General features: G+C 71.6%; 16 protein-coding genes. 6 read left to right on the top strand and 10 right to left on the bottom strand.

Going from position 1 to position 13101, the window contains the following annotated elements; all coding sequences use genetic code 11:
• Positions 1-263 precede the first annotated feature (263 nt).
• From OG302_RS34955 to OG302_RS34940, 4 genes are all read right to left on the bottom strand, one after another.
• The gene (locus OG302_RS34955; RefSeq protein WP_371530411.1) at positions 264-1019 is read right to left on the bottom strand and encodes an SDR family oxidoreductase; all 756 of its coding nucleotides are present in this window, start codon (positions 1017-1019) and stop codon (positions 264-266) included.
• A 23-nt stretch (positions 1020-1042) separates the two neighbouring features.
• Positions 1043-1804: a 3-oxoacyl-ACP reductase FabG gene (gene fabG / locus OG302_RS34950; protein WP_371530410.1), complete on the bottom strand. Its 762-nt coding sequence runs from the start codon at positions 1802-1804 to the stop codon at positions 1043-1045.
• 135 nt (positions 1805-1939) lie between these two features.
• Positions 1940-2347 (bottom strand): DUF3037 domain-containing protein, encoded by a 408-nt coding sequence (locus tag OG302_RS34945; protein WP_371530409.1) that lies wholly within the window; start codon positions 2345-2347, stop codon positions 1940-1942.
• The gene (locus OG302_RS34940) at positions 2344-3135 is read right to left on the bottom strand and encodes a HipA family kinase (RefSeq protein WP_371530408.1); all 792 of its coding nucleotides are present in this window, start codon (positions 3133-3135) and stop codon (positions 2344-2346) included. Before OG302_RS34940 ends, OG302_RS34945 begins: the two co-directional genes overlap by 4 nt.
• A 90-nt stretch (positions 3136-3225) precedes the next feature.
• Here OG302_RS34940 and OG302_RS34935 point away from each other — a divergent pair, with 90 nt between their 5' ends.
• Positions 3226-3711, top strand: coding sequence for a Rieske (2Fe-2S) protein (locus OG302_RS34935; RefSeq protein WP_371530407.1), 486 nt, complete (start codon positions 3226-3228; stop codon positions 3709-3711).
• 10 nt (positions 3712-3721) lie between these two features.
• On the opposite strand, the gene OG302_RS34930 is transcribed toward OG302_RS34935, so the two are convergent.
• Positions 3722-4363, bottom strand: a complete 642-nt coding sequence (locus OG302_RS34930; protein ID WP_371530406.1) for a cysteine hydrolase — start codon at positions 4361-4363, stop codon at positions 3722-3724.
• Positions 4364-4557: 194 nt separating this feature from the next.
• On the opposite strand from OG302_RS34930, the gene OG302_RS34925 reads away from it, so the two are divergent.
• Positions 4558-5037, top strand: a complete 480-nt coding sequence (locus OG302_RS34925) for a pyridoxamine 5'-phosphate oxidase family protein (RefSeq protein ID WP_371530405.1) — start codon at positions 4558-4560, stop codon at positions 5035-5037.
• A 3-nt stretch (positions 5038-5040) separates the two neighbouring features.
• Here OG302_RS34925 and OG302_RS34920 read toward each other — a convergent pair whose 3' ends face one another.
• Positions 5041-5943 (bottom strand): LysR family transcriptional regulator, encoded by a 903-nt coding sequence (locus OG302_RS34920; RefSeq protein WP_371530404.1) that lies wholly within the window; start codon positions 5941-5943, stop codon positions 5041-5043.
• A 74-nt stretch (positions 5944-6017) separates the two neighbouring features.
• Here OG302_RS34920 and OG302_RS34915 point away from each other — a divergent pair, with 74 nt between their 5' ends.
• Positions 6018-7076 carry a DMT family transporter gene (locus tag OG302_RS34915; protein ID WP_371530403.1) on the top strand — a complete coding sequence of 353 codons (1059 nt, stop codon included), beginning with the start codon at positions 6018-6020 and terminating at the stop codon, positions 7074-7076.
• On the opposite strand, the gene OG302_RS34910 is transcribed toward OG302_RS34915, so the two are convergent.
• Positions 7067-8398: an aminotransferase class I/II-fold pyridoxal phosphate-dependent enzyme gene (locus OG302_RS34910; protein ID WP_371530402.1), complete on the bottom strand. Its 1332-nt coding sequence runs from the start codon at positions 8396-8398 to the stop codon at positions 7067-7069. The two genes, OG302_RS34915 and OG302_RS34910, sit on opposite strands and share 10 nt — an antisense overlap.
• Before the next feature lie 35 nt (positions 8399-8433).
• Between OG302_RS34910 and OG302_RS34905 the strand changes: the two genes are divergently transcribed.
• Together OG302_RS34905 and OG302_RS34900 are read left to right on the top strand one after the other, a co-directional pair.
• On the top strand, positions 8434-9138 hold the full coding sequence (locus tag OG302_RS34905) for a pyridoxamine 5'-phosphate oxidase family protein (protein WP_371530401.1): 705 nt from the start codon (positions 8434-8436) through the stop codon (positions 9136-9138).
• Positions 9138-9773, top strand: coding sequence for an FMN-binding negative transcriptional regulator (locus OG302_RS34900; protein WP_371530400.1), 636 nt, complete (start codon positions 9138-9140; stop codon positions 9771-9773). The genes OG302_RS34905 and OG302_RS34900 overlap by 1 nt, the downstream gene beginning before the upstream one ends.
• Before the next feature lie 59 nt (positions 9774-9832).
• Here OG302_RS34900 and OG302_RS34895 read toward each other — a convergent pair whose 3' ends face one another.
• From OG302_RS34895 to OG302_RS34885, 3 genes are all read right to left on the bottom strand, one after another.
• Positions 9833-10822, bottom strand: a complete 990-nt coding sequence (locus OG302_RS34895; protein ID WP_371530399.1) for a DMT family transporter — start codon at positions 10820-10822, stop codon at positions 9833-9835.
• Positions 10823-10986: 164 nt separating this feature from the next.
• Positions 10987-12009, bottom strand: coding sequence for a DMT family transporter (locus OG302_RS34890; RefSeq protein WP_371530398.1), 1023 nt, complete (start codon positions 12007-12009; stop codon positions 10987-10989).
• A gap of 96 nt (positions 12010-12105) precedes the next feature.
• Positions 12106-12696, bottom strand: coding sequence for a Clp protease N-terminal domain-containing protein (locus OG302_RS34885; RefSeq protein WP_371530397.1), 591 nt, complete (start codon positions 12694-12696; stop codon positions 12106-12108).
• A 217-nt stretch (positions 12697-12913) separates the two neighbouring features.
• On the opposite strand from OG302_RS34885, the gene OG302_RS34880 reads away from it, so the two are divergent.
• Positions 12914-13084 (top strand): hypothetical protein, encoded by a 171-nt coding sequence (locus OG302_RS34880; RefSeq protein WP_361843518.1) that lies wholly within the window; start codon positions 12914-12916, stop codon positions 13082-13084.
• Positions 13085-13101 lie beyond the last annotated feature (17 nt).

Here is a 13101-nt window from a genome sequence, read left to right as displayed (position 1 = left end):
CCGCATCCCGAGAGCAGGGACAGGGACACCAGCGCCGCGGCGGGCCGCAGACCCCGGCGGGGCAGCCCGGCCGGGCCACGGAGACCCGCTGCCGCCACCAGGCGAACTTCACTGAACACGCGCACGCTCCTCGATCGGCCATGCCATGGGGTCGGGAGACAATATCGCAATGCCCCGCCGGGCCAACTTGCGGCGCCGACGGGGCACTTGATGCGCGCGTACGTCCCCTTTAGGTGGTGTACCTCGCGGTTGGGCGGGCTTCGTCAGCTGACGCCCGCATTGAGGAAGATGCCGCCATCGACCACGAGTGTCTGACCTGTGACCCAGTCGGACTGGCTGGACGTGAGGAACGCGGCGGCGCCCCCGATGTCCTCCGGCACACCGAGCCGCCCCAGGGGGTACGCGGCGGCGGCCTCCTCCTCGCGGCCCTCGTACAGCGCCTGGGCGAACTTGGTCTTGACCACGGCCGGCGCGATCGAGTTGACCCGCACCTTGGGCGCGAACTCGTGCGCGAGCTGGACGGTGAGGTTGATCATGGCGGCCTTGCTCATGCCGTACGCGCCGATGAACGGCGAGGGGGCGACGCCCGCCACGGAGGCGATGTTCACGATCGCGCCGCCGTTCTCGCTCTGCCAGGCCTTCCAGGTCTGCTGGGCGAAGCCGAGCGCCGAGATCACGTTGGTCTCGTAGACCTTGCGCGCCACGTTGAGGTCGAGCTCCGCCATCGGACCGAACACCGGGTTCGTGCCGGCGTTGTTGATCAGGAAGTCGACCCGTCCGAAGGCCTCCATGGCGCGCTCCACGGCGACCGCCTGGTGGGCCTCGTCATGGGCCTTGCCCGCGACGCCGATGACGCGGTCGGCGCCGAGCTTCTCGACCGCCTCCTTCAGCGCGTCCTCGTTGCGTCCGGTGATGCATACGCGGTCACCGCGGGCGACGAGCGCCTCCGCGATGCCGTAGCCGATACCGCGGCTGGCGCCCGTGACGAGCGCGGCCTTTCCGCTGTCCTGCACAGTCATCTCCGCATCCCTCCGGGACAGAACTAGTTGAGCGGGCCGCCGGCCACGTACATGACCTGACCCGAGACGAAGCCCGCCGCGTCGCCCGTGAAGAAGGCGATGGCGTTGGCGATGTCATCGGGGCGGCCGACGCGCTGCACCGGGATCTGGGTGGCGGCGGCGGCCTGGAAGTCCTCGAAGCCCATGCCGACGCGGTCGGCGGTGGCCTTGGTCATCTCGGTGACGATGAAGCCCGGGGCCACGGAGTTGGCGGTGACGCCGAACTTGCCGAGCTCCTTGGCGAGGGTCTTGGTGAAGCCCTGCAGACCGGCCTTGGCCGCGGCGTAGTTCACCTGGCCGCGGTTGCCGAGCGCGGAGGACGAGGAGAGGTTCACGATCCGGCCGAACTTGGCGTCCACCATGTGCTTCTGGATCGCCCGGGACATCAGGAAGGCACCGCGCAGGTGCACGTTCATGACCATGTCCCAGTCGTCCGCGCTCATCTTGAAGAGGAGGTTGTCGCGGAGCACACCGGCGTTGTTCACGAGGATCGTGGGCGCGCCGAGCTCGTCGGCGATCCGGGCGATGGCCGCCTCGACCTGAGCCTCGTCGGACACGTCGCAGCCGACGGCGATCGCCTTGCCACCGGCAGCGGTGATCTGCGCGACGGTGTCCTTGCAGGCGGCCTCGTCGAGGTCGATCACCGCGACGGCGCGGCCTTCGGCGGCCAGACGCACGGCGGTCGCCGCGCCGATGCCTCGCGCTGCTCCGGTCACGACCGCGACGCGCTGCTCAGTGGTGGACATGCTGGTTCTCCTCGCCCTTGGGATGCGGCTCTACGGTACGCCCCGATGGTGAGCGACCGCTTAGTACCTTCAGCTGAACGAGACGCTAGAAGCCCTGGCACCCGGTGTCAACGGCACACCGGGGCCTGTGATTCTTTACCTCACCAGGAGGTCGAGGAGTCGGTCCACCTCTGCGGCAGGATCCGCCGTGAGGCCCGTGTGCACCGGCCCCGGCTGTACGACGGTCGAGCGCGGCGCGATCAGCCACCGAAAGCGCCGCCCGGCGTCGTCGCGCTCGGCCTGGCCTGCCGCTTCGCCGCCCTCGCAGATCCGCTGGACGGCACCGAGCGCGGCCCTGATGCCGCTCACGTCGGCCCCGGGGTCCAGGGCCCGCAGCTTGCCCTCGTCGAGATGGGTGCGGGCGGCCACGAAGGACTTGGCCCGGCAGTAGACCACCACGCCAGCGTTGAACTGCTCCCCGCGCTCCACGCGCGGCACGACGCGCACGAGGGCGTACTCGAAGACGTCCCGCTGAGGCGGCTGTGGCGACGGCTGCTCGGTCACTGGGTGGCGCCCTTCCGCTGCGGCTCGGGCAGCTGGATCCGTTCGTGGATGGTCTTGGCGCGCGGCAGCAGGGCCGCCACGTAGGCGCGGCGCACGGCGTCCGGGCTGTCGAAGCCGGGCTCGTCCACCAGCCATGCGTCGGGCACGTCGGCTGCCGCGGCGGTGAGCAGCTCCTCCGTGACGAGCGGGGCGAGCTCGGCCGCGGCGGCGGCCACGTCGGGGCCGAACGGGGCCAGGGCGTGGTCGGAGGCGTCGTACGGCTTGGCGGCGGCGGTCTCCGCGGTGCGCCAGTTGTGGTGCCAGATCATGCTCGCGCCGTGGTCGATGAGCCACAGGTCGCCGCCGACGACCAGCATGTTCGGATTCCGCCAGGAGCGGTCCACGTTGTTGATGAGCGCGTCGAACCACACGACGCGGCCCGCCTCGGCCGGGTCGACGCCGAAGGCGAGCGAGTCGAAGCCGAGGGCGCCCGAGAGGTAGTCCATGCCCAGGTTCAGGCCGCCGCTCGACTTCAGGAGCTCCTGCACCTGCTGGTCGGGCTCGCCCAGGCCGATCACGGGATCGAGGTGGATGCCCACCAGGCCGGGCACCCGGAAGCCGAGACCACGCGCCAGCTGTGCGCAGATCACCTCGGCGACCAGCGTCTTGCGGCCCTGTCCGGCCCCGGTGAACTTCATGACGTACGTCGCGTACATCCCCTGGCCGTCGGCGGCCTCGACGAGGCCGGGGAGCGATCCGCCCTCCCGCAAGGGCGTGGCGTAGCGGACCGCGGTGACTTCGGTGAGCATTGCCCCAGGTTAATGCCGGTCCGAACGCGGCCCGCGCAAGAAGTGCTTGAGCGTTTGAACACAGCGGGGCGCGATCTCGTACCACCGGACATGACCATTTCGAAGGAACCTCAGCCCGCGCTCTCCCGCCGCTCCGTCGTCGCGGCGGCGGGTGTCGTCAGCCTGGCCGCGGCGCTCGCCGCGTGCGGGGAGGGCGATGACGGCGGATACGGCGGGGACGGCAAGGACGCTGCCGACTCCACTCCTGCCGCCGAGCAGACGCCCGGCGAGGCTGCCGGTGGCGCCGCCGGGGCCGCGCTCGCCAAGACATCGGAGATCCCGGTGGGCGGCGGCAAGATCTTCAAGAAGGAAGGGGTGGTGGTCACCCAGCCTACGAAGGGCGAGTTCAAGGCCTTCTCGAACCGCTGCACCCATAAACAGTGTCCGGTGACGAGCGTCGAGGGCGGCACCATCAACTGCCCCTGCCACGGCAGCAAGTTCTCCATCGCCGACGGGAGCGTGAAGGCCTCCCCGGCACCGAAACCGCTGCCCGCGGCCGAGATCAGTGTGGACGGCGACTCGATCAAACTGGCCTAGGACGTCTCGGTCACACTGCCCTGGGCCGCTTCCAGGTGCCGAGTATCTCCTGGGTGGTGGCGATGGTGGCCACCAGGGCGAGCGTGTTGCGGATCATCGCGGGTGCGTAGTCGGAGGGGACTCCCGCGATGGCGTCCGACGGCACGACGGCGGTGTAGCCCAGGTTCACGGCGTCGAAGACGGCGTTCGGTATCGCCACGTTCGCCGACACACCGGTCACCAGGAGGGTGCGGCAGCCCAGGTTGCGCAGCAGCGGGTCGACGTCCGTGCCCGCGAGGGGCGAGAGGCCGTGCAGCCGCCGTACGACGAAGTCCTCCTCGGCAACTTCGATGGGCGGCGCGATCCGCACGGCCTTCGTCCCGGAGAGCTGCTGCACGGGCAGCCGTCCCGCGGCACGGAAGAGGCGGGCGTTGTGGTTGGCGCCGCGCCCGTCGGGCCGCCGTTCGGCGACGGCGTGCAGCACCTGGACCCCGGCCTGGTGGGCGGCGGAGACGAGCCGCGCGACATTGGCGAGGCAGCCCGACGAGCGTGCCACGTCGGCGAGTTCGGGCAGCGCGCTCTCCGTCCCCACCACGCCCTGCTGGCACTCGACGGTCATCAGGACGGTGCTTGCGGGGTCGAGGAGTTCCCTGAGCTGTTCGTACGACGGCATCGCTCCCCCTGTCCGGATCATCCGGGTCGGCTGGGTCATCCGGGGCGGCCGGGACAGCCGGCGCCCGGGATGCGCGGAGGTTAGCCGCCATTGCGTCATGGCGGAAGAGACCGCATGCTTTCCAGACGCACGGTTCTGACGGGTTGTCAGTTCTGGCTGTGCGCCCACCTTTTCCACATGTCGCGGGAGGACCGATGGCCGTCACACAGCGCCGGGGCCGCAGGATCATGATGTCGCCGGGCGAACTCGACGCCTACCTCAGCACGGAACGTACCTGCCGCGTCGCGACCGTGTCCGGCGACGGCGCCCCGCACGTGAGCGCCCTCTGGTTCGCCTGGGACGGCACGTCCTTGTGGCTCTTCTCCATCACCCGCAGCAAGCGCTGGGCCGATCTGCGGGGCGACCAGCGGATCGCCGTGGTGATCGACTCGGGCGTGGAGTACGGGGAGTTGCGGGGCGTGGAGCTGTCCGGGACGGCGGTCTTCGTGGCCGAGTCACCGCGGATGGGCGATCCTTGCCCCGAACTCGAAGCCCCGGAGCGGCTGTTCGCCCAGAAGTACTTCGGGATGGACACGATGCCGTACGACGGGAAGCACGCCTGGATCCGGCTCACCCCCGACGCGATCACGTCCTGGGACTTCCGGAAACTGGCGGAACTGCAGGCCCGGCCCTGAGCTCTAGCGCAGCCCGGCACCGGCCACCTGGAGCGCCTCCACCGCCGCCCTGATCGACGGGCGGCGGTCGGCGTCCGCGCGCCACACGACGTACACATGACGGCGCACGAGGTTGCGCACCGGGACCGCCCTGACCCCGGCCGGCATCGGGTCGCGCCCCAACTGGGGTGCCACGCAGACGCCGAGGCCCGCGGCCACCAGCGCGAGCTGGGTGTGGTGCTCCTCCGCGCGGTGCGCGATCCGCGGCTCGATGCCCTTGGCGCGCAGCGTGAACATCAGCCACTCGTGGCAGAACTCCCCCTCCGCCCAGGTGATCCACTCGTCGTCCGCGAACTCCTCCAGGTCCACCTCGGCACGGTCGGCGAGGGGATGCGCCGCGGGCATGGCGACATCGGCGGGGTCGTCCAGGAGCGATGCCTTGACCAGACCTTCGGGCATCGGCAGCGGCTTGTTGTACCAGTCGAGGACGACCGCCATGTCGATGTCTCCGCGCACCACGGCGGCGACTCCGGGCTGCGGCTCCATCTCCTGGGAGCGGACGCGCAGGCCGGGGTGCCCGGCACGCAGTGCGGTGAGCGTGGCGGGCAGCAGGCCGCGCATCGCCGTGGGGAACGCGGAGATCCGCAGCTCGCCGACGGCCTTGCCGCGCTGTTCCTCCAGGTCGGACTGGGCGAGCTCCACCTGCGAGAGGATGCGCGCGGCATGCTCGGCGAGCAGCCGTCCGGCATCGGTGAGCCGTACGCCCCGGCCGTTCTTGGCGAGGAGCTGCTGGCCCACCTCGCGCTCCAGCTTGGTCATCTGCTGGGAGACGGCCGACGTCGTGACGTGCAGTCCGGCCGCGGCGCCGCTGACCGAGCCGTGCCGGGCCAGTGCGTCGAGTGTGCGCAGGCGCTCCAGGTTCAACATGTAAGCGATGCTACGCGGTATCGGGCAGTTAAATTCGCTTGTTCTACGAGGTCGGCTGGCTGAGGGTGAGGTCCATGAGCGTCACCACCCCTCCCGGCTCCGCCACCACCACGTCCCCCACCTCCCCGCCCTCCGCTGCCGGTTCTGCCGGCCCGAAGCGCCGCCGCGCCCTCGGCTGGCAGCTCCGCTTCGGCATCCTCTCGCTGATCTGGGGCTTCAGCTTCCTCCTGATCAAGGTCGGCACGGAGGGCTACGCCCCGTTCCAGGTCACCCTGGGACGGCTGGTGTTCGGCACCGCGGTCGTCGCGGTCGTCCTCGTGATGAAGCGCGAGCGGCTCCCGCACGGGGCACGGACCTGGGCGCACCTCACCGTCTCCGCACTGCTGCTCAACGCCCTGCCGTTCTCGCTCTTCGCGTACGCGGAGCTGACGATCCCGTCCACGCTCGCCGGCATCTGCAACGCGACCTCGCCCCTGTGGGGCATGGCGCTCTCCATGGTCGCCCTCTCCGAGGACCGGCCCACACGGCGCAGGGTCGCGGGGCTCGGCATCGGATTCCTCGGCGTGCTCACGGTGCTGGGCGCCTGGCAGGGCTTCAGCGGACTCGACTTCCGTGGCACGTCGATGGCGCTGCTCGCCTCGCTGAGCTATCCGGTCGGCTGGATCTACGTGCGCCGCACCCTGGCCGGTTCCGGCCACTCGAACCTCTCGCTGACCGGTGCCCAGCTCCTGGTCGCGACCGCCGAGCTGGCCGTCGTGACACCGCTGTTCACGTCGCTGCCCACCCACTTCCCCGTCGGGCCGCTCCTCGCGATCGTGGCACTGGGTGCCGTCGGCACCGGACTCGCCTTCCTGATTCAGTACGGCCTCGTCGCCGAGGTCGGTCCGACGACGGCCCAGATGGTCACGTACTTCGTCCCGGTCATCGCCACCGCCGCGGGCGTCGCCGTACTCGGCGAGTCCTTGAGCTGGTCGACGCCGGTCGGCGCGGTGATCGTCCTGGCAGGCGCAGCCCTCACCCAGTCCAGGCCACGAGCCCGGCCCACCGTGCCATCCGTGCCACCCAGGCAGGACGGCACGCGGAACGAGCCGATCACGCATAGCCACGCGCGAAGCCGGCCTGGTCACTCATAACGCCGCGCGGGAGCAGGCCCGGTGGCGGATGCGACCGCGTCCGCCACCGCTTCGATGTCCTCGCCCCGGAGCGTCGACACCGTGATCCGCACCCCGGGCCGCGCGCTCATCCGGAAGCGCGCCCCCGGAGCGACGGCCCACCCCGCGTGCAGCAGCCTGGCGACCGCCCCGGTCTCGTCCGGCACGGGCACCCATACGTTCATGCCGCTGCGCCCGTGCGCCGTGACGCCCCGCAGGGCGAGCGCGGCGATCAGGGCGTCACGCCGCTTCCCGTACGACGCAGCCACCTCGCCCGTGTCCACCGCCCCGTCCGTCCACAACCGCACGACGGCGCGCTGCGACACGTGACTCACCCACCCGGGGCCGAGCCGCTGCCGCCCCTGGACGCGGTCGACGGTGACGGGGTCCCCGGTGAGCAGGGCGAGGCGCAGGTCAGGGCCGTACGCCTTGGCGGTGGAGCGGATGAAGGCCCAGCTGCGGGTCACGCCCGCCAGCGGGTGCAGCGGCAGATCGACGATGGCGTGCCCGTGGTCGTCCTCGACGAGCAGCACATCCTTGTGCGCGGAGAGGACTTTTCGCAGCGCACGCGCGCGTGGAGCACTGATCGCGGCACCCGTCGGATTCTGGGCACGGTCGGTCACGACCAGCGCCCGGACGCCGCCGCGCAGCGCCTCCTCCACGTCGGCGGGCAACGGCCCGTCGTCGTCGACACCCACCGGCACCGTCCGCAGTCCGAGCACCGGCATCAGATCGAGCAGGCTGCCCCAGCCGGGATCCTCGACCGCCACCGCGTCGCCGGGCTTGAGGTGGGCCGCGAGCACGCGCTCGATGGCGTCGAGGGATCCGGAGGTGACGGCGACAGGACCGTCCGGCACCCCGTCCTCGTCGAGGGCCACGCGCGCGTGGCGGGTCATTTCCGGGTCCACGGCCTCCTCCCCGTACAGCACGGGACGCCGGTCACCCTCCGCGGCGGCCGCCGCGAACGCCTCGGCGAGCGGCGGAAGCAGCGCGGTGTCCGGATTGCCGTTCGACACGTCGCGCACGCCGTCCGGCACGTCCACCCGGATCAGCTCACGCACCGTCGTCGCGGGCTTGGGGCGTACGCGGCTGCCGCGCCGCCCCGCCGTCTCGATGACGCCGCGTTCGCGCAGCGTGCGGTAGGCGGCGGCCACCGTATTGGGATTCACCCCGAGCCGCTCCGCCAACTCACGCATGGGCGGCAGGAGTTGACCTGGTTCGAGGTCCCCGCCACCCACCGCGCGCTCCACGCTGGCAGCGATCTCAGCTGCGCGTCGGCCTTCGATCCGATACTCTCCTAGCACAAACCACATTATGCACTAGTGCAATGGAGAAGGCAATGAGCGTCGCATCCGAGTCCGGCATCGAGACCACCAACGACACCGCCTCGTACGCGCCGACCGACCTCACCGTCCCCACCCGCGGGCGGGACCGGGCGGCGTACGACCAGGAGCTGGTGCACGCGATACTCGACGAGGCCTACGTCTGCCACCTCGGTTTCGTGCGGGACGGCGCCCCCGTCGTCCTGCCGACGCTGTACGGCCGGGTGGGCGAGCGCCTGTACGTGCACGGTTCGACGGGTTCCCGGCCGCTGCGGATGGCGGGCGACGCCCCGCGGGAGGACCCGGGCCTCGCGGTCTGCCTGACCGTCACCCATGTCGATGGCCTCGTCCTCGCCAGGTCGGCCTTCCACCACTCCATCAACTACCGCTCCGTGGTGATCCACGGCACCGCCCACCAGGTCACGGACCCGGAGGAGAAGCGCACCGCCCTGGACGCGCTCGTCGACCACGTCGTGCCCGGCCGCTCCGCCGACTCGCGCCCCGCGAACGCGAAGGAGCTCGCGGCGACCGCCGTACTCAGCCTCGACCTCGCCGCGGTCTCCGCCAAGGTGCGCACCGGCGGCCCGAACGACGACCCCGAGGACCTCGGCCTCCCCCACTGGGCCGGCGTCGTCCCGCTGAGCAAGGGCCACGACCCGCTCGTCCCGTCGGCGGACCTCGCCCCCGGCATCGACACACCCGACTACCTGATCGAGCTGTGATGCTGATCCACCCCTGGGACGCGCCGCGCTCCGACGCCGAGTGGCAGCAATGGCTCGCGGGCCACGACTTCGGGCAGCTCGCCGTGAACGGCCTGCCCGGAGAGCCCCCGCACGTACAGCCCGCGCACTTCGCCTTCGAGCCGGGCCATGGCCCGCTCGGCAGGGTGATCACCCACCTGGCGCGCCCCAACCCGCTGTGGCCCGCGCTCGAAGCCGATCCCGAAGTGCTGCTCAGCGTGGTGGACGACTACGTATACGTGCCGGGCCCCTGGCAGGCGCCCCCGGACACCCCGCCCGAGCACGGCGTACCGACCAGCTTCTACGCCGCCGTCCAACTCCGCTGTACCGCCCGCGTCGTGGACGACCCGGAGGAGAAGGCCGAGCTCCTCAACCGCCAGGTCGCCCACTTCCAGCCGGAGGGCGGCTCGGCCCCGGCCGCGGTGGGCGAGGCACCGTTCGGCCGCATGCTCTCCGGGATCCGTGCCCTGTGCCTCGAAGTGACCGACGTACGGGCGAAGTTCAAGTACGCGAGCCACAAACCGCAGGACGTCCAGGACCGGATCGCGGCAGGCCTCGCGGACCGCGCCGGCCCCCGCGACGCAGCGGCACGCGACCACCAACTACGCCGCCGCTGACCACCCCAGAAGGGGCGCGGGGCACGGCACGCAACCACCAGCCGCGCCCCGCGAGCCCCTCACACCAGGTCCGACACCAGCGCCGTCTCCCGCCGCGCGGCAACCGCGCCCCGCGTCTCCGCGACCGCGAGCCCCGTCACTGCGGCCAGCATCAGCAGGGTGCCGAGCACCGTCGACACGGTGAGTTCCTCGCCGAGGAGCACGACCGCGATGACCGCGGCGCTCAGGGGTTCGAGGAGCGTGATCACGGAGACGGTCGCGGACCGGATGACGGCGGCGCCCGCGAAGTACAGGGCGTAGGCGACCGCCGTCGGGATCACGACGATGTACAGCAGGTACAGGCCCATCCGCGCCGGCTCGGCGGCGTGCGGGACGAGGCCCTCCACCGCGGCGAGCGGCAGCAGGCAGACGGACACCACGGCGAACGACCAGACCGTCGTGTCGGACGAGTCGGCGCTGCCGTCCCGCCCCCACCACCTCGTGAGCAGCGTCATCGTGGCGTACGCGGCCGCCGAGAGCAGCCCCCACCCGACGCCGAGCGGCCGCACGCTCGCACCACCGCCGCCGAGGACGAGCACCATGAGCCCGGCCAGCGCCCCGGCCACCGCGACGACGCCGCCGAGCCCGAGCCGCTCCCCCATGGTGAACCGGGCCCCGATCGCGATGAGTACGGGTCCCGCCCCCATCGTGACCACCGTGCCGACCGCGAGTCCGGTCGACTCGACGGCCGCGAAGTAGGCGGTCTGGAACACGGCGAGCGCCACGCCGGTCGCCACGATGCGCGGCAGCCTGCGCCGCAGCGGCGCACCCGCGGCGGCGACCGTGGACCGGCGGCGCGCCCGCATCATGCGGACGGCGAACAGCAGCACGAAGCCGCCCGCGCAGCGCCAGAAGGACAGGCTGACCGGCCCCATGTCACTGGCGTCGAAGACCAGCGCGGCGGCGGCACCGGCGGTACCCCAGGCCGTACCGGCGACGATCAGATAGAAGAGGCCTCGTCCGACGGACAGACCGGAGACAGAGGAGGCAGAAGAGGCAGAAGTCGACACACTCGACACGTGAGTTCTCCGCAGAAAGGAAAGAGCAGGTCCTTGGCTCCGTCTGCGGGCAGCGTCGTTCCACCCGGCCATCGGCCGGGTGTGATCCGGGAAGCGCCCGCGCCTAGGCGGCGGGAGGCGGAAGAACGAGCGCGCGTGAATGCATGATCAACACCCTAGATGGCGGTACCGGTCGACGACAACTGCTCTTCCGGCTCGGGCAGCCCGCCCGCGCCCGGCCCCTGGCGGGGCTTGGCGGGCGTGGACGACTGGGCGATGAACGCCCCCGCGAGCACCACCGCACCCCCGATGATCTGCGGCGCCGACAGGTGTTCGCCCAGCATGACCCAGGCGAGCACGGTGGCGACGACCGCTTCCAGGCAGGCCACGACGCCCGCCACCTGCGGCGAGAGCCGGCGCACGGCGAGCACCCCGGTGACGTACGCCACGACGGTCGCGACGAGCACGATCCAGCCGATGAGCGCCCACGCGGGCACGGCCGTGCCGTCCATGTCCGCACTCCCGGCGAGCACCGACCAGTCCATGCCCCAGGGCCGCGCCACAACGGTCAGCACCATGGCACCGATCAGCAGTCCGTACGCGATGACGCCGAGCGGGTCGGGAGCGTCGTCGCCCGCGTCGCTGCCCTGGTCGGAGAGGACGAAGTAGCCGACCTGGCAGCACGCGGCGCCCAGCGCGAGGAGTAGCCCCACGGCATCGAAGCTCAGACCGGCCCACACCTCGACGACGCAGGCGAGCCCACCGACGGCGAGCACCACGCCCACCGCCGCGGCGCGCGTCACGGGACGCCGCTGCACGAAGCGCACCCAGCCGAGGACGAGCGCGGGCGCGAGGTACTCGACCAGGAGCGCGACACCGACGGGGATGCGGGAGATCGCCGCGAAGTAGCAGGCCTGGACACCGGCGACGGCGAGCAGGCCGAAGCCGAGCAGGAGCGCGGGCCTGCGGAGCAGCAGAGCGCGGTGCTTCCAGGCGACCGGCAGCATCACCAGGGCGGCGCCCGCCACCCGCAGCCACACCACGTGGAGCGGGTCCAGGCCCGCCTCGATCAGCGGCTTGGCCGCCACGCCCGATCCGCCGAAGACGACCGCCGACCCCAGGGCGAGCCCCAGACCGACGCCTCTCCCCTGGCTCGGCCGCGAGCCTGTCTGATTCCCCTGAGACGCTTCCACCGGCACATCATGGCAGGACGTGTCATGAGCGTCACCCCCGATAGACCCTGTCTCAATCGGCGGACTCAGTAGACGGCCTCACCGTCGGCCTCGTCGGCGGACTCAGTCGACGGGCGTCTCCGCGTACGGATCGGCGAACGCGTCAGCGGCGGCCCCGGTGAGCGGATCGGCCTCGATCCGCCGGAGGATCACCTGCGCGTCGGCCCCTGCCCGAGCCAGGACCTCGACCGCGCGGTTGTCCGGGTCGGCGAGAAGCCCCGCCAGAAGGTCGAGGCCCAGTGCCCACGGTTCGCCACGGAGGTCGGCCCGCTCGATGGCCGCCTCCATGGCGGCACTCGCGGACGGCGACCAGCCCGTCTCCTTCACGGGGGCACCCTGGCCCGCCCCCACCACAGGCACCGCTCCGGAGTCCTCGACCGTCCCCTGCCACTGCAGGCCGTACCCGATGCTGCGCTGGACGAGATAGCCGAGGAGCCGCGCCACTTGCGCCCCCTCGTCGAAGACCGCCCGCACCTCGGGGTCGGCCTCCAGGAGGGAGTGCAGCAGATGCGCGGTGTCGATCTGCCGGTCCCCGTCCCGAACCGCACGCCGGCGCGCGCCGGCCACCACCGACGCCAGCGCGGCGCTCACTCGGGAGTCGGTCTCTGTTCGGGTAGGGCCGGGCTCGGCGCCCTGCGGGGTACGGCTTTGCACATCCCCCACCCCATCAGCCCCCGAAGGCGGCGTCATCGGCGGCGGGAAGCATCTTCGCGTCCGACACAAGTTGGGTAACGCATACGCGGCTTCTCCTCCTTACGGATGAGATCTGACTGTTCTTCCCCCGAGGGGCGTGCGCCGCCTTGATTCACGCCGGGCACGCAACCACGGCGCACCCGTCACTCGTCTTTCAGGCATGGAGTGCAGGTGCTGGATGGTCGCGCTGCCGGCAATAGACGGCAGGCAGTACGTGTACCGGGTGTACGCGCCCGAAAACGCGCTGCCCGCCGACCTCTTCTGGGAAGCCTGGCACTGCCACGACGAGGGCCCGTTCCCCAGGGCGTGCGATCTCTTCGACGCGGCGGTGATAAGCAAGGTGGGCTGACGCCCGCGCATGCTCCC

This window comes from Streptomyces sp. NBC_01283 (genome assembly GCF_041435335.1).
GTDB lineage: Bacteria > Actinomycetota > Actinomycetes > Streptomycetales > Streptomycetaceae > Streptomyces.
The sequence above is the reverse complement of the archived record's forward strand: the minus strand, read 5'-3'. Positions and strand labels throughout refer to the sequence as shown.